Annotated in this window: 18 protein-coding genes; 6 read left to right on the plus strand and 12 right to left on the minus strand. The window is 43.9% G+C overall.

The annotated features are described in order from the left end of the window. The 11 genes from Q320_RS0111190 to Q320_RS0111240 all read right to left on the minus strand — a co-directional run bounded on the left by Q320_RS0111190 (nucleotide 1) and on the right by Q320_RS0111240 (nucleotide 12,705). Complete coding sequence (locus Q320_RS0111190; protein WP_027469080.1) at nucleotides 1-1,227, minus strand: polysaccharide pyruvyl transferase family protein; 1,227 nt, start codon at nucleotides 1,225-1,227, stop codon at nucleotides 1-3. A gap of 16 nt (nucleotides 1,228-1,243) precedes the next feature. Then, nucleotides 1,244-2,776 (minus strand): lipopolysaccharide biosynthesis protein, encoded by a 1,533-nt coding sequence (locus Q320_RS0111195; protein WP_027469081.1) that lies wholly within the window; start codon nucleotides 2,774-2,776, stop codon nucleotides 1,244-1,246. Further along, the gene (locus tag Q320_RS0111200) at nucleotides 2,769-4,226 is read right to left on the minus strand and encodes a hypothetical protein (RefSeq protein ID WP_156939050.1); all 1,458 of its coding nucleotides are present in this window, start codon (nucleotides 4,224-4,226) and stop codon (nucleotides 2,769-2,771) included. The genes Q320_RS0111195 and Q320_RS0111200 overlap by 8 nt, the downstream gene beginning before the upstream one ends. Before the next feature lie 268 nt (nucleotides 4,227-4,494). Further along, entirely contained in the window at nucleotides 4,495-5,175 is a 681-nt protein-coding gene (gene epsI, locus Q320_RS19545; protein ID WP_051534673.1) for an exosortase-associated protein EpsI, B-type, read from the minus strand. Beyond that, nucleotides 5,172-6,059: an exosortase B gene (gene xrtB, locus Q320_RS19550; RefSeq protein WP_156939051.1), complete on the minus strand. Its 888-nt coding sequence runs from the start codon at nucleotides 6,057-6,059 to the stop codon at nucleotides 5,172-5,174. The genes epsI and xrtB overlap by 4 nt, the downstream gene beginning before the upstream one ends. Beyond that, nucleotides 6,059-6,925 carry a chain length determinant protein tyrosine kinase EpsG gene (epsG, locus tag Q320_RS0111215; protein WP_027469083.1) on the minus strand — a complete coding sequence of 289 codons (867 nt, stop codon included), beginning with the start codon at nucleotides 6,923-6,925 and terminating at the stop codon, nucleotides 6,059-6,061. The genes xrtB and epsG overlap by 1 nt, the downstream gene beginning before the upstream one ends. Beyond that, nucleotides 6,922-8,295: a chain length determinant protein EpsF gene (gene epsF, locus Q320_RS0111220; RefSeq protein ID WP_027469084.1), complete on the minus strand. Its 1,374-nt coding sequence runs from the start codon at nucleotides 8,293-8,295 to the stop codon at nucleotides 6,922-6,924. Before epsF ends, epsG begins: the two co-directional genes overlap by 4 nt. 27 nt (nucleotides 8,296-8,322) lie before the next feature. Then, nucleotides 8,323-9,114: a polysaccharide export protein EpsE gene (epsE, locus tag Q320_RS0111225; protein ID WP_051534674.1), complete on the minus strand. Its 792-nt coding sequence runs from the start codon at nucleotides 9,112-9,114 to the stop codon at nucleotides 8,323-8,325. Beyond that, nucleotides 9,114-10,007: an EpsD family peptidyl-prolyl cis-trans isomerase gene (locus tag Q320_RS0111230; protein WP_027469086.1), complete on the minus strand. Its 894-nt coding sequence runs from the start codon at nucleotides 10,005-10,007 to the stop codon at nucleotides 9,114-9,116. Before Q320_RS0111230 ends, epsE begins: the two co-directional genes overlap by 1 nt. 32 nt (nucleotides 10,008-10,039) lie before the next feature. Continuing rightward, entirely contained in the window at nucleotides 10,040-11,512 is a 1,473-nt protein-coding gene (locus Q320_RS0111235) for an undecaprenyl-phosphate glucose phosphotransferase (protein ID WP_245591003.1), read from the minus strand. Nucleotides 11,513-11,532: 20 nt separating this feature from the next. Further along, nucleotides 11,533-12,705 (minus strand): hypothetical protein, encoded by a 1,173-nt coding sequence (locus Q320_RS0111240; RefSeq protein ID WP_027469088.1) that lies wholly within the window; start codon nucleotides 12,703-12,705, stop codon nucleotides 11,533-11,535. A gap of 410 nt (nucleotides 12,706-13,115) precedes the next feature. Between Q320_RS0111240 and Q320_RS0111245 the strand changes: the two genes are divergently transcribed. Next, nucleotides 13,116-13,553 (plus strand): PEP-CTERM sorting domain-containing protein, encoded by a 438-nt coding sequence (locus Q320_RS0111245; protein ID WP_027469089.1) that lies wholly within the window; start codon nucleotides 13,116-13,118, stop codon nucleotides 13,551-13,553. Between the two features lie 150 nt (nucleotides 13,554-13,703). Here the strand turns inward: Q320_RS0111245 and Q320_RS0111250 are convergent, their stop codons facing one another. After that, a complete protein-coding gene (locus Q320_RS0111250) occupies nucleotides 13,704-14,933 on the minus strand; it encodes a DUF1615 domain-containing protein (protein ID WP_027469090.1) in 1,230 nt (409 codons plus the stop codon). 343 nt (nucleotides 14,934-15,276) lie between these two features. On the opposite strand from Q320_RS0111250, the gene rbsK reads away from it, so the two are divergent. The 5 genes from rbsK to rbsB all read left to right on the plus strand — a co-directional run bounded on the left by rbsK (nucleotide 15,277) and on the right by rbsB (nucleotide 20,363). After that, nucleotides 15,277-16,191: a ribokinase gene (gene rbsK, locus Q320_RS0111255; protein ID WP_027469091.1), complete on the plus strand. Its 915-nt coding sequence runs from the start codon at nucleotides 15,277-15,279 to the stop codon at nucleotides 16,189-16,191. Next, complete coding sequence (gene rbsD, locus Q320_RS0111260) at nucleotides 16,188-16,580, plus strand: D-ribose pyranase (protein ID WP_027469092.1); 393 nt, start codon at nucleotides 16,188-16,190, stop codon at nucleotides 16,578-16,580. Before rbsK ends, rbsD begins: the two co-directional genes overlap by 4 nt. Nucleotides 16,581-16,589: 9 nt before the next feature. Next, the gene (locus Q320_RS0111265) at nucleotides 16,590-18,065 is read left to right on the plus strand and encodes a sugar ABC transporter ATP-binding protein (protein WP_027469093.1); all 1,476 of its coding nucleotides are present in this window, start codon (nucleotides 16,590-16,592) and stop codon (nucleotides 18,063-18,065) included. Beyond that, the gene (locus Q320_RS0111270; RefSeq protein ID WP_027469094.1) at nucleotides 18,062-19,000 is read left to right on the plus strand and encodes an ABC transporter permease; all 939 of its coding nucleotides are present in this window, start codon (nucleotides 18,062-18,064) and stop codon (nucleotides 18,998-19,000) included. The genes Q320_RS0111265 and Q320_RS0111270 overlap by 4 nt, the downstream gene beginning before the upstream one ends. 427 nt (nucleotides 19,001-19,427) lie before the next feature. Beyond that, on the plus strand, nucleotides 19,428-20,363 hold the full coding sequence (gene rbsB / locus Q320_RS0111275; RefSeq protein WP_027469095.1) for a ribose ABC transporter substrate-binding protein RbsB: 936 nt from the start codon (nucleotides 19,428-19,430) through the stop codon (nucleotides 20,361-20,363). Nucleotides 20,364-20,389: the final 26 nt, after the last annotated feature.

Genomic DNA, 20,389 nt, shown 5'->3' on the forward strand with positions numbered 1-20,389 from the left:
TTATAAAAACCTAGAAAACTGTTGAACTCCAGACCGAGCGCGTTCACGCATGATAGGTACCGACAAGCTCAATTTTTCCCGCATGATTGCATCATTTTTTTCTAACAGTTGCAATGAAGAAACTAATGAATCAAAACTAACATCTGGTGTATCTAATACATAAGTACTATCACCAAACAAATCATTATTGATTCCTTTTGCTTTAACGCTATAGGCAATCGATATCGTTGGTACTAGAGTTGAAAACGCAGCAATTGTAGCGTGAGTTCTCGCTCCAATAAAATAATGACATTTTGAAATCAAATACTTCAACTGCGCAGCATTTAAATTATTACTCGGCATACTCACATGCACTTTTTCTTTTCCAACCATTGCTAAAATACTTTGCATATAAACTTCATCATTATTATATGCACTACCATCTAGCGGCATTACATGCGGAATTAACATCACAGAATAGCCCGCATTAACTGCATAGCGAATAAAATTAGCAACCTCAAGCTTTAAAACCTCTGAAGATTCACCTTTTTCTCGATACCTTTGAATTAATGGACTGACATTCAAACCAAGAACAGGGCGATCTGATTCAGGCATAAATGGCGTAATATCAAAAGCTTCAGGAACCATGGCAAATGCTGAGTCAGCAACCTGTATTAAATTACTGGCAACACCTTTTGAACGTAAATATTCATAGCTATTGGTCTCGCGTACTGAAACCATAGATAAACGGTTCAAATGTTTAACAATTTGTGGTAATGCACGTGGTTCTTTATCAAAAGGTCCGACAGAGGCCGCCCATAATGCGGCGGGCTTATTATTACGCAAAGCAAACTCAGCAATATTGATAAAATGAAATAGAGAAACTAAGCCATAATCTAATGAGTAATTATCACCGCCGATAGAAATTAAAGCATCCGCAGATTTTATATCCTTAGCGAGAGTACTTTCAATTCCTGTTTTTGGCCAGGGGAAACCTTTCAAGAAGTCAATTCGCTTAGCAAAACGGCCATGCCATTTTAATGCACTCGCAACAGGAATTGCCTTAACGAAACGAATACCATCTTGCTCGGCTGTTAACCATTGCTTTTTGTCCCTTTGAATATTGAACGATGGAACAAGGAATTCAGCAGTTGGAAATCGCTCCCTAAGTAACATTACATTGGATCGAACCAATGCCTCGCAACCCCGATTACCAAAATTGTCTTGTCCAGTTAAATAAAATTTCATTGTATATTTTCCAATTTTACCAAATAAAAAAACGATTCATTCTTTTAGGCAACGCTTTGCAAATCCATTCTTTTTCTTTCAAAGAGAATGGGCGAATCATTGCAGAAAAAATAAAATACAAAGCCATCGCATTGAGTCCTGCAAGCCATAAACCAAGCGGCCCAGAGAGCCACAATGGAATTGGATATGAAATCAAGACTGCAAGCATCGCCGATGCAATAAGCAAAAAGAAATTTTTGGCATCAATGTTCAAATGAACGCCTGACTTTCTTAAAAATAAGATGCAGATCGCACACCAAAAAAACTCACTAATAAATGCACCACTCGCTACACCATAAACACCAAAATAAGGAATCATTAAAAGTCCACACACCACACCGAGTGACGCCATAATGGTTGCGACAATACTAATTCGCGGGGAGCCTGTTGATAAATTAATCAGGCCCAATACTTGGTGAATACATTGCAACATCAACACAAAAATCATGATTAAAAATAGATAACCTAAACCAACAAATTTACCATGGCTAAGAAAATGCAAAATCGGTTCTGCCACATAAAATGACATTGCAGCAATTGGTAGTAAAGAAAATATATTAATTTTCAGGATAAAGTTAAACATTTCATCCAAAACAGATGGATCTTTTTTTTCCTGATAACGGGCAATAAAAATAGGCCGAACAACTCCCAACAATAAAAACCCTGGCAAATAGTTCCGCAACATATCACTAATAGACTGTGCAAACCCATAATGTGCGGACTGTACTGCTCCAAAAAACTTTAGCACTAATAACTTTAAAATATTATTACCATAAGTTTGTCCAATCACTTGCACTGTGTAAAATTGAAAGCAAATGCTCAGTACTTCACGCATCGGGTTATTTATTGCATTCTGTCGAGAGTCAGTTTGCATATTTTTAAAATTAATATGCAGTACGCAGTATGCATACATGGAGGCAGCAATAGTCGCGAGCAAGTCAACTAGAAAAACGTCAAACAAGCTAACATTTTTTGCATTAAAAAAGGCAAAAAAACCATACAGCGACATGCGAACAATAGATCTAATTAGAAAAATAACTTGTGAGCGTCCTTGCCACATCATTGCAGGAAACAACTCAGAAAAATACCGCATCATAATTTCAAAAACTAATAAGACGGCCAACAACCAAGCGCTAGCACTCAGTTGAGTCATTTCGAAAAACTCTGCAAGCGGCTTAAAGCATAGATAAAAAACAAAAGAAAATAAAACTGCGATAAGAAATCGCAAAGCAAGCGCGATTCGAGTTGATTTTTTCAGTAGATCATATTGTTTGCTTGCAGCAAACTCAGTAACATATTTCTGAGCAAACGTTGACAGACCAAAACCTGAAATTAGGTATAGAATTTCTACAGTTGCAAAAAAGGAGACATATAAACCAAAATCTGCCGGCACTAAGATTTTAACTAGCAGCGATAACGCGATAAATGTGGATACCGCAGAAAATCCTTTACCAAAAATAAATGAGCGGACACCCTTGCTTGCCGCTTTAGATCCATATGAATTAGCCATGCCTTACCTTGTATTGATTGCTTGCTACCAAAATATATGCACCGATGAACATGAAAAACACTTGAGAAATCGGCAGTTCCGTTAAATCGCGATTGTAAATCATTAAAGGAACAGGGAAGAAAATCGCAGCTGAGGCTACTTTTAACCACGCACGATCAAAATCAGCGACCGTCTTCAACTTAGAAGTCCGGTTAGCGACAAACGCTAAGCTAATAAAGAAACAAGATAGAAATAATGTTCCGACAATACCCGTTTCCCAAAGTAGTACCGCTGCAGAATTGCGACCAGGGCGATAGCGAGGATAATAACGTGCCGCAACCTGGCCCACCATTGATTTCCCTGTTTTTGTGCTGCCTATACCATGCCCAATAATTGTCTTACCATAATCAATTTGATTCGACTGCTGCCACCAAAATACCAATGCTGCAATACGTCCAATTTCACCCGTTTCATAGTTTATTGAATAGGGATCAACAGTCAATTCGATAGTCCGATCAATATAAGCCCCCATGTCTTTTTGCGATGAGTTTTCACCATACTGTTTAAAATAAACAAATAAACCGGCCCATAATACACACAAAATAACGGCTGAAGCTATGATGAACTTAACAGGACTTCTGAGTACACGCTCCCAGAAAATAAATAATGCCATTAATGGCAATAGTACAAATGCCACCTTGACCTCAGCAAAGGCAATTGCAAATAACAATGCAAAGCTACAACAAATCAGACGCCTCAAACTGAGTTGCTTATTTATATACAATAGCAAGCAAGCAAAAAAACCGACCATCAGGAAATAAGCCATCATGCCACTGGCACCACCACCATTTGGGTCTCCTCCAAATGTGCCAACGACTGAATCCCATTTGGGGCCGACTGTCCGCCGTGGCACAACAATAAGAACTTGATAAAGAATAAATGGTAATTGCACTATCATAAAAATAGGCACTAACTTTAATATTTTATTCATATGACTGGTGTCTTTTTGCGTCAAAACCAGAAAGAAGAAAAATGAATAATACCAAAGATAGTCTTTTGAACCTAAAAACAACTGCCAACCACTTTGCCAAGAATATATCGATGAAATAACTGCCAACATTAAAAACAAAACTAACAATATGGAAGTAAAGTTAATTTCACCTTTCGTATTTATCGAGAATCGGTCGGTCAAAACGCGTAAATAAAGCATTAAACAAATTAATGCGATCAGCCAGCTGGCTTGTTCGATACGTAAAAAATACAGTGCCTGCCCCAGAATAACAAATGCGATAAAAATCACGCTATTCATCAACATGACAGGCGGCATTGATAACACCCCCCCCATCAAACCAAGACCGATAATCGCTGCAGCAGCATACATCCCCTGTACTGCCACTAGATAACCAGAAAGCATCGCAAACAACAGAACAAGGGGAAAAATAAAAAATTCTTTTGAGAGGACATTACTCATCGACAAGATACCGATTGCATTCTTTGCACACTAAAGACCTCACTATAAGTTTCGCGGCACTATTAATTTAAACCCACCTACCATCACATGTTATACATTTAAGGAAGTGCAGTCGTTTAGTTTGAATTAGGAATTTGCAAGCGAGTGTGGCTTCAATAAAATTGCCAGCTGCTACATTCAAGAGTCATCGGTAACAGCCTTAATCACTACGGAGCAATTAATATTTTTTGAAAAATAGCGGGTTGCATTTTTTATAACATAAAAAAATTTAAGTCCCTGCTTCTTCACCAAAAATTATATCTAAGTGCTTGGGCTTAATATTTTTCCTTAGTTCAACAATGAAATCTTCTTGAATCTTATATTCACGTTCTGAATTAAGCCCTAATGTAGAAACTCGGAACAATAAACCATCAGGAATAACTCCTTTCATACCCATTTTAATCTGCTCAATTTTATGAGTTCGGTTAGAGAGTACTTTTTTGTCACCAATTACCATCCAATAAGATACAGGCTCGATTCGGTTATTGTTTTTTGCAATGAGCTGATTCAGTTTAAAAACTGATCCATCTAGCTTGAAACTCCGCTGACCAGTTTCAAATACAGAAAAACCTTGCGCAGGGTAACAAACTTCAGGCCGATGAATATTGTTACCATCACTCTGATTACGACCATATGCAATAGACAACATCACCTGCCGTCCACTGCTATCAATATATGTGCGAGATAATGTTTCTGTATATGTTTTATCAATCGTTGCTTGTAATTCAGCGGGAGTTTCTACCACAGGAATATTCTTATCTATTTTCCAACTGCCAAACTCCTGCGGAACCATTTCTTCCAGAGTTATTTTTCTACTATCTGCTAAAAATTCTGACGGTGTTAAAAAATAAGCTGCTGCAGCAGAGCACAGCATAAGCATCAGGATGAGCACTTGATTGATTAATCTCATAGATTAGTCACCTTATTTTTTAAAAATATACCTAGAAATAAATCAAGGAAAAACATGCCGATCAAAGCAATCGCAAACAAAGCCATGCCTGCAAAATCATGAATAAAGCCTTGCCCTGCTGCATCGCCAAAATGATAAGTGACTAAAATTAATGTCATCACACGGATAATATTGGCGGCAAAGGCAATGGGGATAATCGCTAAAATCAGTAAGGTATTGCGTATCTTGCTGCTGTGGTCGGTAATGTAAACATACAATGAGCCCACAGCTAATAGGCTAAACATTGAATGCATACCCGAGCAGGCATCGGCAACCAGTAATTGATATTGCCCTACGGTAATTAATACGCCGCTCCGCGCTACCGGATAACCTGCGGCATACAGTAATACTTCAGCAATATGCGATACTTGGCCTTTTAATGCGCCGGTTAAAGCATCAACAATTGAACCTGGTAGCGGAATCAAAAATAGCATAAAAACAATTGCAAACCATGCAATTGAGATCGCTCGCCAACCTTTGCTAATCAGTAATAAGCCACAAACCAAAGGGATAAACGCGCCAATTTCAAACATCAAAATCGCTTGTGATCGACCTAATATATAAAACAGTAATGCTGCAATGACGAGCGCAAAGCCCATAATTGGATTTGACTTTGTATCAATTGCTGCGATTTGATTTTTTACTTGCCAAAATAACCAAACAACAATCGCCAAAATAATTGGCCCATGTGCTTGATCATCACTTTGCCATATGCCTTTTGATAAGCTAATTATGGTTGGGACCGCTAGCGCAAGAAAGCCAATCAATATTAGAATATTCTGTTTAAAAAAAACGGCCAAATCAAATTGGCCATTTTTAATTGCAGTATTTGTATTTTCCATCATCACTCTTCCTGCGATAGGACACAACCAAGCAAAGTTGCATTGGCTGATTGTAATTGTGATTTTGCGGATTCCAGCCCTTTGATCGGCGTGTTATTCCGGCTTGCCACCAAAATAGTACCTTTAACGCGAGATGCGACCAATTGCGCATCCGCTGCATTTTGCAATCCAGTCGTGCTGTAAATCACCACATCATAGGCCTGCGCTAAGTCCGCAACGATTTGGCTAAATGAATCACGCGAAAGTAATTCTTGCGGATTTGGTGCATTAGTGCCGGCCGTTAATAAAGACAAATCTCTAAATTCAGCAATTCGCTGTACCGCTTCTAATCCACTACGCCCAGCCAAAATATCACTGAGCCCTTTACGATTTTCTACAGCAAATAATTCATGCTGCACTGAATTACGTAAATTGGCATCTACCAGCAAAGTACGCTCGCCCAATTGAGAAAAAACAATCGCCAAATTAGCGGCTAATAAATCACTGGTTTTATCGGCATCATACGAGGCCAATGCCACAGATTTATTACCACCCTCTACCCAGCGTAATAAAATCTGGCTACGTAAGCTGCGCAAAGCTTCAACGCGAGAATCAAACGGGGAGTATGCAGCCACAAGCTTTTCACTTACTGCGCTCTGACCTGATACAAGGTAGGGGTATTCAAACTGCTGCGCCAATACATCTTGGATATCATCTTCGGTAATAAAGCCCAGCTTAATCGCCGCCTCACCAAAACGCATTCCGCTTTCTTTTTGCAAATGCAATACTTTTTCGGCTTGCTGCGTTGTGAGTTTGCCATTATCAAGCAGCTGCTGGCCAATATTGCCTTTTGCCATTTGTGGTGCTAACTGGCCTATGATTGCATTCATGCTGCTGCTCCTGCTTTACGGCCAAATCTGCGCTTCGTCTGAGGGGGTAACAAATCAGCCAAGACGGCTAAACCCAGCATATTTTCAATATCGCCTTTAGAACGAACTCGGCGATCAATTAATTCGGCCAGCATCGCAAAACCAATGGCGAGTAAGCTACCAACAAATATTGCTAAAATTAAATTCAATAATGTTTTCGGGCTTGAATGTTTAATCGGTTCTGGCGCAGATTTAATAATTGAAATATTGCTTTGATCTGAGCGGCTTTCTAGCATGGTTTGGCTAAAACGTTGTAGTGCCTGATCGTAGCTGCGCTGTGCGTTATCCACATTGCGTTGCAATACATCGATGGCGGCGCGTTGCGATTTCAAATCAAGAACTTTTTCTTTTTGTGCTTGTAAAGCAGCGTTCAAAGCCGCTTGGCGTGAAGCTGAATTACCTGCCGCGCTATTTAAGCCGCCAGCATATTGATTCATAATTTCATTGAGTTGATTGCGCGTTGCATTGAGTTCAGCCATTGCTTGCTGATTATGTGGATGATTCGGGCCATTTTTTTCTGATAGCTCTTTATATTTCGCTTCTTGAACCGCGAGCTGACCTTTTAATTGTTGAATTAAAGGATTATTCAATACATCAGGCGCAACAGAGCCCCCACGAGCACGAGATTGCGCATCAAAGGTTTGCGATTGCGCGCCTAGCACTTGGCTGGATAATTCATTAAGGCGCTGGTTTTCAACATCCAATCGTTCATCCGAACCCACAATGCCGTGCGTTTGTTGATATTCAGAAAGTTTGTTTTGGGCTTTTTCTAAATTACTTTGTAATGATTTCAATTGCTCTTGAAAAAAAACATTATTTTGTTGCGCTGCGGCAGTTTTAATATCAATTGTGGTACGGATATAAGCTTGAGCAAAACTATTTGCTAATGCGGCAGCAAATTTTGGATCTGCAGCGGTATATTCCAAGTTAATGACATTACTTTCACGGCTTGGTTTTACGTTTAGACCTTTTAGTAAAGACTCAGCAAACCAATTACGAATGTCGCCCCTGCCTTTTGTTGCCTCTTGAAATTGAGCTTGTGCTTCTGGTAATTGAGCCAAACCTAAAGTGTCCACTACTTTAAGCGCCGTATTTTGGCTGCTAATCATGTCAACCTGAGTGGCCATATAGCTTGGCGCCATATACCCAACAATTGGCTGACCTGTTACTGGATCCGCCGCTTTCACATCTAAGGCTAAAGTCGCCTCTGCTGTGTATTGCTTAGGCAGTAATAAACTCACAATCAAAGTCGTTAGCATTACAGTAAAGAAAACGGAAATTGCTATCCATTTTCGGGCGCGCAGAATATTTAAAAATTGTTCAAATGTCATCGAGTTTACTCAGTCGTAAAAGTAGTTTTAAAACAGACTTTCCTGCACGAAGACAGTGTCATTTTCTTGCACCAAATCGGTGAGCTGAACCGAAATTTTTTCTACCTGACCTTCTGGCATCACGCGGTGAATTTGAATATTGCGATGCGATGCACGCGGGTTAAAGCCGCCAGCCACAGCGAGCGCTTGCATAACGGTCATTTTTGGCTCAAGACGAAATGCCCCAGGTCGATTCACTTCACCATAAACATACAATTGCTGGGCTCTAGGCACATAGATGGTGTCGCCATTTAAAATCTGAACGTGGCGTTTTTCTGGATTCGCTAATTGCGTGAGTTTACTCAGGCGATATTCAATTCGCTCTTCGCCACGCAAAATCACTACCGTATCACCGCCAGCACCGCTAATCCCACCGGCAATGGATAGCAAGTCAATCAAATTGGTTGCACTATCTAGTGCATAGCGCCCCGGCTTATTAACCTCACCCAAAACAGCCACTCGCTGACTGCGATATTGCACAATCAGCACATTAACATTGGGCTTTTTAATAAAATTACCTTGAATTAATTTCTTGGCAATTAAAGCTTCGGCTTCGGTGTAATCCAAACCTTGTAGCTTCACTTCACCAATCAATGGAAACGCCAAAGTGCCTTCATTGTTCAGCTGCACTTCGGTAGTTAAATCAGGGTGATCGTAAACCTGAATTTTGACGACATCGCCAGCGCCTAGAACGTATTCATTTTTTGGCGCAGACCACGCCATGCTACTTAATACGCTCAAGACGACGAACCACAGCATGGCGGCCAATGATTTAGGCATTATTTCAATCCTTTTAACCCAGCCTTCACGCTGTCATCCGTTGCGGATGCCGCATCGGCACTCGGTACAGCGGCGGGCGCAGAAGCAAATTTCTGTAAATATTCAACTTTAGCAACATCACGAATCGCTTTTAATTTGGCTTTAGCATTGTTTTGCGCTTCGCTCGTACCGAGGAATCGCTTAATCATTGGCTCAGCATCAGCAGGTGCAACCGGTGCGGCATGACTGGCTTTTAGCTGCAACAAAATCAGTTTCTCGCCTTCTGGCATCGACAAAATATCGCCCTGATTCATTGCGGCAAATTTTGGCAGCATCGCCATAGGCAACTGCTCTGCTGAGCGTGTAACTTCATTCATATCAAACTTAACGCCAGCCGCGTCCAGAATCGATTTCACTTGTGCAGCGGATGTCGCATCGTTGAGCTGAGCCGTAATTGCTGCGTTATAACTGGCGGTAGGCAGCACAAACATGACAAATTCATAGGTTTTACGATCTGCAAAAAGCCCCGGATTTTGTGCATAAAATGCGTCAATCGCTGCTTTGCTGGCTTCGGCGGGCTTACCAATAACGCGCTCGGCGGCCGATTGGGCGAGAATTTGGCGCTTGGCAGCTTCAATGGCTTGCACCACATTCGGCTCACGATCTAGCTTAAGTTCCGTCGCTTTTTGCACTAGTAATTCTTGATCAATGAGTTGATCCAGCAATTGCTGCTTTTGCTCTGCCGTTGCATTGGGCGCTTGAGCCAATACAAAATTGAGTTGATGTACGGTGATTTCAGCATCATTCACTTTGGCCAACACTTGGCTCGGTGATTTTTTTTCATCTTTATCATTACATGCAGTTAAAACAAACACGGCAGACAAAGCTAATACGATAGGGCTAAATTTATTCATTTTTGAATACCTAAAAAACGTTCAAAAAAATATTAAAATGCGTTTTTATCTCTAAACATACTGGTCGCAGTCAACCAGATAATTTTTATATCCAGCCAAACCGACCAATTGCGTAAATAATCTAAATCGTAAGCGATACGACCCTGCATTTTATCGAGAGTATCTGTTTCACCGCGGAATCCGTTCACTTGCGCCCAACCGGTAATTCCAGGCTTAACCATATGGCGGATCATATAGCCTTTAATCAGCTTACGATATTCTTCATTATGCGCATTGGCATGTGGCCGTGGGCCGACAATACTCATTTTTCCTTGCAGCACATTAATAAACTGCGGTAATTCATCCAGTGAGGTTTTGCGGATAAAACCACCAATCGACGTTAAGCGCACATCGTTTTTAGTCGCTTGAGTGACTTTCGCACCATCTTCCATCACCGTCATCGAGCGAAATTTATACACCAATACACTTTGGCCATCTTCGCCATAGCGTCTTTGTTTAAAAAATACAGGGCCAGCAGAGCTTGATTTAACGGCGATTGCAACTGCCAATAATATTGGCCAAATGAGTAATAAAATCAGTATCGACAAAACCACATCGCTAATCCGTTTAACGACACCGTTTAAGCCTAAAAATGGGCTTTCACAAATCGCAATCACGGGTAAGCCAGCTACATTATCAAATCGGGCATTGATTAAATCAAAAACAAATAAATCAGGCACAAAATAAATGGATGCGGTACTGTCTTTGAGATGATCTAGCAAAGCCATAACGCGCGGCTGTGCGGTCATCGGCAAAGTGATATAAATTTGCTGTACGTTGTTTTTGTTCACAAATTCAGGAAATATTTTCAAATCGCCAATAATATCTTCAGGATTAATATCGCCAAGGCGTGAGGTATCTCTGTCTTCAAAAAAACCAAGGAAGTTCATTTTTAAGAAGGAATTTTCTTGAATGTTTTTAGCCAGTAACTGCCCCGGTTTATTGGCACCAATAATGATTACTTTTTTAATATCCTGCTTATCTGGATGCAGAACAAACAATCTAAATAATAAATGCGTACACACCAAAGCGAGCGGCGCAATAATTGCCCAAGCAAAAAAATACTCGGGATAAATATAGGTATGAAAACCAGAAATTCTGCCGATCAAAAACAGCGCCAGCAAAACAGAAATCCACTCTAAAACGAAACGACCTAATCCCAGCAAGGGCCTTGAATATCCAGGTACAAAGAGAAAAACGCCATCGAGTAAAACAGCAGTGAGCAAAAATGCCAATACCGCAAAGATAAACCCATATCCATCCACTGTTACTTCAAAAGGGATGGCTAAAGCATAGAGTGTCGCAACAACGATAAATGGATCTAAAAATAATTTGAAAAATCCAATCACCGGCGAAGCATTGCTAAACTCGCGAAATCGATCCCCCAGCAAGCTTGGCAATTGCAAAGCTTGGTTATTTTCCAAAATAGGCTTGGGATTAAAGTTAGCAGCAACATCTTGATGCAAGGCGAATATCCTATAAAATTTTAGTAGTTATACTTCAGCGACAAACCAATTTGCTCATCATCATAATCAAACTGATTTATTTTTTCTTTTCTACTTTCTAGCCGCACATACGACCTAATCATCGTGCTGCGTAAAATCTGGTAATCATAAGACAGCAAAAAAGTATCGTATGCTGAATCTTGGGTCACAAAACCAATGGCAGTCACTGTTTCGACTTCTCGGTAATTGTATTTAAGCGAAAATTTTGACTTCTCAGTCGCTGCCCAACTTGCGGCAATATAAGCTGTTCTTTCTAAATCTCGGCCAACAAAATTACTGCCGAATGAATTAAAACTTTGCCCAGCACCAGTGCTCAGCGTGGTTTTATCAGTCACACGCCATGATAGATCCATCGCGCCGATGGGCTTACTATTTTTGCTTCCATCATATTGAGATTTCCACCGGCTATAACCAGTAGAAACATTGGCATCGAATTTTGTGGTAATCGGCCAATTTAAATTCAAGGTGGTATTTTGCTCGGTATAACCACGCAAGTCGGCAGGAATAATTAAACTTTCTTCGTAATTGTGTTCTGACCATTGATGATTCAGTGTCAGTGCAAAACCACGATCAGACTGGTAGCGCAGTCCTGCACCGAGCAAGCGATTATTCGCATTTTGATAAACTCGTACATCGTGGTCTTCTTGCTCGTAGGCCGCATTGGCCTGCAATGCCCAGTTACTCAATAACTGCCAGTTTGCATTCCAATTAAATTGATCTTTTTTAACGGTATCAATGACCGAAGTACGTACATCATCAAACGATGCCAACTCTGAACTGGTTGCGGCCGACAAATTTCCGCGCCACTGATTGCCAACGACCCAATCCCAGCCCACACCAAGATCCCATTCGGGGCCGTTTAGATCAGTAAAATTAAAATAATGAATCTGTGAAACTCGTGCGCTTGCATACAGGTTTTGTCGACTAATTGGCAGATCGACACGCCCGCCTAGCCCTGCTGTGATGCTGGAGTCACCTTTTTGCTGATGCTCACGTGTTGTATTGTTCTCTTGCTGATCCGACAAACGAAATACGTTTGAGTCGTAAACATAAGCCATATCGGCATACAGCTTAATCGTGTCTTCGCTATCGTAAGCCGCGTGAGCGTTGCTCATTGCCAATACACTGAGCAGCAGCGTTTTTTTTTTCCACATCAGTTTTTCATTCCAGTTACAGAGCTTTACACGCCAGTTGCTAGCAACAACCTTACCAGAAACTTATTTCAGTTTCGTTTCAAGTGTATTTTAACACTACAACTGATTTTCTTGCTGCAAGATCATTAAATCAGAATTTAATAATACTGGAATATCGAATTTATATTTTTTACCACTTAGAAAAATTCAAATTCAATTTCTGATGAATGGTTTTAAAGTAGTGTTTGATTTTAGGCTATGATCTAGCTCACAAATAAAAACTACAATTTTAAATGTAAATTAATCGTTTCAAACTGAAACATTAAGTAACAATACATTTAACGGTTTGTAATTCATCTTTTTTCAAATCATTCACATGGTTTTATTACTTGCTACAAGCACACTTATCACTCGACGAAATATAAAATTGTATGAAATTTAATTCCCTTATTTTTTTATGCCTTACGAGCTTGCAAGCACAGGCGGAGATCATCCAACATCATGCGGTGATGGACGACTCATTTGTGGCTGTGCGTGCAGGGCAGCAGCGCAATGGCACTTTAGCCATTGAGCAAATTTTTAGTCATACCACGACGTCCGCTCAGGATGCGCTAGCTAGAGCAGCGCTTACATTCAATGACGGCTCGCCGTTGAGCGGTACTCGGCAGCGTGGTGCAATCGCCACCTTCAGCGCATCAGCCGAGCGCAGCGAACCATCATCTATACCGGGTATATCCCTGCCAGTTATATTACCTAATATCGGTGGATCAATACCCCCTATCACTCCCGCTGTACCAGAACCTGAAACCTATGCATTGATGGCTTTGGGATTGGGCGCTTTATATTTCAGAAAGCGCGCAAAAAAATAATTTCATTGTTAAGGCTCCTCAATCCCAAGCGGTACAGCAAGTACGACTCGGGAATCTACGATGCAAGCAAATTTTTTACTTTTTTAGGTTTGGATTGAAATAAGGGACAGGCTTGCCTGTCCCTATTTTTTGGCTATGCAGCTAAATGAATTAGCGCCGCGCCATGCAGATTTCATACCGACCTTGCACGCGTTTTGCGAACCATTCGGTTGTGAGCTTACGAGTGATCTTTGGGCTTTTTAAGTCAATCTGCGGCAAGGCCGCGCGCGGAAAGGTTTGGCCATTCTTTTCAATCAGTGCATAGGTCTTCTTATACAGCTCGCTTTGGCCAAAACTGGCAAGCTTTTCTAGCTTTAAATCACGCAAAATTGCCTCTTGGCTCATGCCTAATTTCCCAGCCAAACTGTACACCGCCGTTTGCGTACCACTCACACCTGTGGGCGCGCCATTGCTATAGCGCAGCAAATCGCCATCTTGCACCAGCGCCTGCCCTGTCAATTTAGAAACCAGTTGTTGATACGCGGTATTGCGGCTGGCATAACGGCCAGCATTATAATCAGCAAAGCGATACACCATATCGGTATAGGGCGCTGGGTATTGCAGCAGAATGGCTAGACCGAAATACGTCCCGCCACGGCGCGTAAATACTTCGTTTCGCACACTGCCTTTCATCGCATACGGATAAGGCCACGCCTTCACATGCCCTTGCGCGAACTCAACGCTCACCTGCATCGGGCCACCGGTACGAATTGGGTTTTTCATATTCAGCGGCAGATTGAGCTTTACTGCTTCATCGGCCAAATCCTCAAACAGAGCATTCATTTCGCGCTCGGTGCGTAGCGTGTCAATGCGCTGTTTATAGCTGCGCCCTGTTGGTGAGGTCTTAAGTAGCGCCGTTTGTACCGCAATCAATGGAATATGATATTTCGCCGCACGCTCACCAATCGCACTCCAGACAATTTTCGGCAAACCCGGCACACCCGGATCTCCTTGCCAGCTGGATTCTTGCTCTATCGTTGCCGCTGCAGCGCAAAAATATTCAGCGGTATACGGCAATTTCAGCGCGGTAAACGCATCCAAAATATCGGCATTCCAGCCCGCACGATCTGGCATCTTTGCGGGCAATAATCGATTTAATAAAGTGCGCGCCTCATTTGTTGACAGCACAGGTTTAGGGGACGCGACAGCAGACGGTGTCGCTGTAGGTTCAATGATGATTGCGGGAATGGGGCTCGGACTTGGCGTGGCTTGTGTTACTGACGGTGTCGCTGTGCTCATCGGCGTAGCGACTGGCGGAATGCTGCTTGGCGTTGGATTTGGCGTGGCACAGCCCACCAAAAATCCGCTGAAACTCAAAACTGCCAGACTACGTAAATACATGACCCAAACCTATTTTATTTCTCTCAATCGCGTAGCTTAAAAAATACACCCGATAACAGCAAGCAAAAATACAAACAGTTACTTCGGCAGCGAATTCGGCGGCTTTACAGTCTATTTTGATTCTCAAATCTCAATAAAATCAGTCTCTTCCAGAACTTTAAGCAAATCCGACCCAATCAGGCTGCGCTGCGCTATACATACTTTTAGCACTAGGGATGTAGTGTATTTATTTTCACTACATAAATTTGATATAAATCAAATCGCCGTGCTGATTACGGTTTAGCATTGCCATATTGATGATTTCTCATCACTTAATTGAATACGCGAAGATTGCGGAGGCTCTATGAGCAAGGTTTTAGTTGTTGGCAGCATCAATATGGATTTAGTCGCTCAGGTCGATCAATTTCCCCGGCTCGGAGAAACACTCTTTGGCCAGTCGTTCGCAACGCATCATGGTGGAAAAGGCGCGAATCAAGCCGTCGCTGCGGCCCGTTTAGGTGCCGAAGTCACGATGATAGGCCGCGTCGGCGACGATGCTTTTGGGCAAGAATTAAAAACATCGCTCGCGGCTGAGGGCATCAATACTGAATGGATTAGTAGCAGCGCCAACACCGCCAGCGGCATTGCGATGATTACGCTCGCAGGCAGCGATAACGCGATTATCGTTGTGCCCGGTGCGAATGCAGATTTAACACCCGCCGATGTGATCGCCGCCGAAAGCGCTTTTTTGGCTGCCGATGTCGTGATTGCTCAACTTGAATCGCCACTGGCAACGATAGAAATGGCGGCGCAATTGGCGCAGCGCCACGGCAAGCCGTTTATTTTAAATCCAGCACCCGCAATGCCGCTGTCTGCTGAACTTCTCAAACAAATCACGCTACTCACGCCAAATGAATTTGAACTCAGCATCGCGCTGGGTACACCAGAAAATGCATGGCAAGCCGCGCTACAACACTATCCCGGCCAAATTCTAATGACCGCAGGTCAAGACGGCGCGTGGTACACCAACGCAGCGGGTGAATTGCAGCAACAAGAAAGTTTTGCAGTACACGCCGTTGATACGACAGGCGCAGGCGACACCTTTAATGGCGCTTTGGCGGCGTTTTGGCATTTAGGTTTAAGCGAGGCTAGCCGTTTGGCCTGTGCAGCGGGGGCTTTGTCGGTCACTCGTGCTGGCGCACAAGGTGGGATGCCAACCTTGGCGGAGCTGAATGCCTTTTTAGACGGCGTTCAAGGCAAAACCGGAGACGAAAAATGAAAAAGCTCGGACACCTAAATCGCGACATCAGCCGCGTCCTTGCCAGCATGGGGCACACCGATTGCATCGTTATTGCCGATTGCGGCTTACCGATTCCGCCGAATGTCGAATGTATTGATTTATCGCTTGGTCGTGGCACACCATCGTATTTTGCGGTGCTCAACAGCATCTTGGCCGATTTCCAAGTCGAGCGCGCGGTGCTGGCCAGCGAATGCCAAAGCCAAAATCCAGCAGTGGCTGCGCAAGCACAAACCTTGTCAGGCGTTACCGTTGAATTTGTGCCACACAGCGAATTCAAGCAGCTGACTCAGCAAGCACGCGCCATTATCCGCACCGGCGAAGCCAGCCCTTACGCCAATATCGCGCTGTATTCCGGCGTGATTTTTTAGGGGACGGCGATGTTGATCAAAATGAGCGGCATTAGTAAAGCCTTTGGCCCCGTTAAGGTGTTGGAAGGCGTTGAGTTTTCAGTTGATCGCGGCGAAGTGCATGCGCTAATGGGCGAAAATGGCGCGGGTAAATCGACCTTAATGAAAATCCTCTGTGGGGTGTATCAGGCTGACAGCGGCAGCATTGCTGTTGATGGCAACGATACCCTAATACGCAGTACGGTCGATGCAGAAAAACACGGCATTGCGATTATTCACCAAGAACTCAACCTGATCCCGCAATTGTCGGTGATGGAAAACATGTTCTTGGGCCGTGAACCTCAACGCTTTGGCATTATCAATACAATCAAAATGCGCACGCAATGCCTGGAATATCTGCAACTTCTCGGCATTGAAAATCTCGACCCTGACGTTGAAGCCGGCACGCTATCGATTGGTCAGCAGCAAATGGTGGAAATCGCCAAGGCACTATCGCTCAATGCACAAACGCTGATTATGGACGAACCCACTGCGGCGCTGTCTGAGCGCGAAACCGAAAAGCTGTTTGAGATTATCTCTGACTTGAAATCGCGCGGCGTCGCGATTGTGTATGTGTCGCACCGCATGGAAGAGATTTTCAAAATTTGCGACAAAATCTCAGTGCTGCGCGACGGACAATTTGTTGGCGAGCGCGAAATCGCCAAAACCAATTTTGATGAAATCGTACGGATGATGGTGGGCCGCGAAATCGGCGATCGGTTCCCGACACGTACAGCCGCTCTCGGAGAAATTCGCCTCAAAGTGACGGGTTTGGCGGACGCCAGCATCAGCAATATCAACTTTGAAGTACGCGCCGGTGAAGTGCTGGGTATTGCCGGGCTGATGGGCGCCGGGCGCAGTGAAATCCTCAAAACCATTTTTGGCATCAATCACAAAGTAGCTGGTCAGATTGAACTCGATGGTGTCGCGCTGCATGTGAAGCAGCCCAGCGATGCGATTAAGGCTGGGATCGGTTTTGTCACTGAAGATCGAAAAAGCCAAGGCTTAGTTCTGGGTTTATCAGTGCGAGAAAACGCCACGCTGGCGAACCTTTCTGCGTATTCCCACGGCGGCATGATTAATCAAAAGCAGCAAATGGCAGTCGTGCAGCGCGAGATTGATCGGATGCATATCCGTACTCGCGACGCTGAGCTGGAAGTGAAATCGCTCTCCGGCGGTAATCAACAAAAAGTCGTGTTTGCCAAATGGCTAGGAATTGCACCGAAAGTGCTGTTTTTAGATGAGCCGACTCGCGGCGTCGATGTGGGCGGCAAAGCTGAAATCTATCAAATTATTAACGAGCTAGCGCAATCGGGCGTCGCGATTGTCATGGTGTCCTCTGAATTGCCCGAAGTGTTGGCAATGAGTGACCGTATCCTCGTTATGCATCAAGGCCGTCAGGCGGGGATTTTTGCCCAAGCCAGCGCCGAAACCATCATGACCGCAGCAACTGGAGGTTTGAAATGAACGTACAACACAAGGCCACATTACAAAAACTCGGCCCTTTTTTGGCGCTCTTAGTTTTGGCGACCGGCCTCGCCATTACCAGTCCTGACTTTTTAACGATGGGCAATTTACTGAATGTGTTCCGCCAAGTCTCCATCAACGCGCTGATTGCGTTTGGTATGACTTTGGTGATTTTACTCGGTGGCATTGATTTGTCGGTCGGCTCGATTTTAGCGCTGTCATCGGTACTCACCGCGCTGATGCTCAGCCACGGCATTGACCCGATTGTTGCTACCAGCGTTGGCGTTTTAGCTGGCGCTGGAATGGGAATGCTCAATGGCTTGGTGATTAGTAAGGGCAAGGTCGCACCGTTTATTGCGACACTGGGCATGATGACGATTTTGCGCGGCTTAGCCTTAGTATTTTCCGAAGGCCGCCCGATTACTGGCTTAAATAGCGATTTTTTCGCCATGCTCGGCGGTGGCTATGTGGCCGGAATCATCCCCGTTCCCGTCATTATTATGCTGGTGATGTTTGGCGTGTTCTGGTTCGTGCTGAAAAAAACCGTATTTGGTCGCCATGTGTATGCAGTCGGTGGCAATGAAGAAGCCTCTCGGCTTTCTGGCATCAATACCGACAGCATCAAAATCTGGGTGTACACGCTATCGGGCGCAATGGCTGCCACCGCCGGGATGATTTTGACCTCACGTTTGAATTCAGCACAACCGACTGCCGGTACCGGCTATGAACTTGATGCGATTGCAGCAGTTGTACTCGGTGGTACGAGCTTGACGGGTGGCCGAGGCTGGATTTTCGGTACCTTGGTCGGCGCGCTCTTGATCGGGATTTTAAACAACGGCCTGAACCTGCTCGGCGTATCGTCGTTTTACCAACAAGTCATCAAAGGCGTCGTCATCTTGCTGGCCGTGCTGCTGGATCGGGCGAATAAAAAATAATGGGCATGTTCAGATTTAGTGTTGATGAAAAAGTCACCTCACTTAAGATGAACACGTCAATTTTCTACTCACCATGGTCGCGCTCATGCCGCGCGGCACTTACTTTTCTTGAACGGCCAAGAAAAGTAAGCAAAAGAAAGCCGCCCTAGTATCTGCGTCCGGCTACGCCGGATTCCCTCGCTGCGGACAATCGGCAAGGCGGCGGGCTTTAACAAAACAGAGCCCGCCGAAAGCCCCTTGCCGCTTGTTCCTCGCTCGGCGCGATACAAGGGATTTCATGCAGCTCAACCATTGCGGCACGGCATCAACACCAAACCTAAAAATGGCAAAAATAATAGATGTATTTATCTGTAGCTCTTTATTTGTAGTAGATAGACGTCAATACCCAGTAGTTTCTCTTTATGTCTTTATTTGATTGGAGTCAAACATGAAACGCATTCTTTCACCTCTTTTGGTCGGCCTCTTAGCAACTGGCCTCATCGCCTGCTCAAAACAAGGCCCTGATACCCAAGCCGCCAGTGAACCGGCCGCCGCCGCAGCGGGCGCACCGCTGAGTATTGGTTTGGCGATTTCAACACAAAACAATCCTTTCTTTGTCGCATTGCGTGATGGCGCCGATGCTGAAGCGAAAGCACAAGGCGTGACCTTAATTACGGTCGATGCGCAGGATGATTCAGCAAAGCAAATCTCGAATATCGAAGATTTGATCCAGAAAAAAGTCCAAGTAATTTTGATTAATCCAGCCGATTCGGATGCGGTGGCTGGTGTCGTGAAAGAAGCGCTGAAAGCGGGGATTAAAGTTGTCTCACTGGATCGCAGCGTAAACGGCGCCGAAGTCAACGCGCACATTGCGTCGGACAATATCGCGGGTGGCAAAATGGCCGGTGAATTTTTGCTGGAAAAAATCGGCGGCAAAGGCAATATCGTAGAACTAGAAGGGATTCCAGGTTCATCGGCGGCACGTGAACGCGGCCAAGGCTTCCACTCTGTCATTGATGGCAAAGCGGATGTGAAATTGTCGGCTAAACAAGCGGCTGATTTTGACCGTGCGAAAGGCCTCTCTGTGATGGAAAACATCTTGCAAGGTAACAAAGACATCAAAGGCGTGTTTGCGCATAACGATGAAATGGCACTGGGCGCGTTCAAAGCCATTGAAGCTGCGGGTCTGAAAAACGTCGTTGTCGTCGGTTTTGATGCAACGCCAGATGCAGTAAAAGCAGTTAAAGCCGGTCAATTGGCGGCGACAGTGCAACAAAAACCAGAGTTAATCGGTAAAATGGGCGTCGATGCTGCGATTAAACTTAGCAAAGGCGAAGCAGTGGATAAATTTATCCCTGTACCGCTGGATCTCGTGAAGCAGTAATGAATAGGGAGTGGGGAGTGGTATTT

The sequence above is a fragment of the Deefgea rivuli DSM 18356 genome (genome assembly GCF_000620145.1).
In the GTDB taxonomy this organism is placed as follows: Bacteria; Pseudomonadota; Gammaproteobacteria; order Burkholderiales; family Chitinibacteraceae; genus Deefgea; species Deefgea rivuli.

What these genes read in the sequence shown, in the direction of transcription:
- Q320_RS0111190 (WP_027469080.1), bottom strand. Translation starts at nt 1,227, where the DNA reads ATGAAATTTTATTTAACTGGACAAGACAATTTTGGTAATCGGGGTTGC.
- Q320_RS0111195 (WP_027469081.1), bottom strand. Translation starts at nt 2,776, where the DNA reads ATGGCTAATTCATATGGATCTAAAGCGGCAAGCAAGGGTGTCCGCTCA.
- Q320_RS0111200 (WP_156939050.1), bottom strand. Translation starts at nt 4,226, where the DNA reads ATGAGTAATGTCCTCTCAAAAGAATTTTTTATTTTTCCCCTTGTTCTG.
- epsI (WP_051534673.1), bottom strand. Translation starts at nt 5,175, where the DNA reads ATGAGATTAATCAATCAAGTGCTCATCCTGATGCTTATGCTGTGCTCT.
- xrtB (WP_156939051.1), bottom strand. Translation starts at nt 6,059, where the DNA reads ATGATGGAAAATACAAATACTGCAATTAAAAATGGCCAATTTGATTTG.
- epsG (WP_027469083.1), bottom strand. Translation starts at nt 6,925, where the DNA reads ATGAATGCAATCATAGGCCAGTTAGCACCACAAATGGCAAAAGGCAAT.
- epsF (WP_027469084.1), bottom strand. Translation starts at nt 8,295, where the DNA reads ATGACATTTGAACAATTTTTAAATATTCTGCGCGCCCGAAAATGGATA.
- epsE (WP_051534674.1), bottom strand. Translation starts at nt 9,114, where the DNA reads ATGCCTAAATCATTGGCCGCCATGCTGTGGTTCGTCGTCTTGAGCGTA.
- Q320_RS0111230 (WP_027469086.1), bottom strand. Translation starts at nt 10,007, where the DNA reads ATGAATAAATTTAGCCCTATCGTATTAGCTTTGTCTGCCGTGTTTGTT.
- Q320_RS0111240 (WP_027469088.1), bottom strand. Translation starts at nt 12,705, where the DNA reads ATGTGGAAAAAAAAAACGCTGCTGCTCAGTGTATTGGCAATGAGCAAC.
- Q320_RS0111245 (WP_027469089.1), top strand. Translation starts at nt 13,116, where the DNA reads ATGAAATTTAATTCCCTTATTTTTTTATGCCTTACGAGCTTGCAAGCA.
- Q320_RS0111250 (WP_027469090.1), bottom strand. Translation starts at nt 14,933, where the DNA reads ATGTATTTACGTAGTCTGGCAGTTTTGAGTTTCAGCGGATTTTTGGTG.
- rbsK (WP_027469091.1), top strand. Translation starts at nt 15,277, where the DNA reads ATGAGCAAGGTTTTAGTTGTTGGCAGCATCAATATGGATTTAGTCGCT.
- rbsD (WP_027469092.1), top strand. Translation starts at nt 16,188, where the DNA reads ATGAAAAAGCTCGGACACCTAAATCGCGACATCAGCCGCGTCCTTGCC.
- Q320_RS0111265 (WP_027469093.1), top strand. Translation starts at nt 16,590, where the DNA reads ATGTTGATCAAAATGAGCGGCATTAGTAAAGCCTTTGGCCCCGTTAAG.
- Q320_RS0111270 (WP_027469094.1), top strand. Translation starts at nt 18,062, where the DNA reads ATGAACGTACAACACAAGGCCACATTACAAAAACTCGGCCCTTTTTTG.
- rbsB (WP_027469095.1), top strand. Translation starts at nt 19,428, where the DNA reads ATGAAACGCATTCTTTCACCTCTTTTGGTCGGCCTCTTAGCAACTGGC.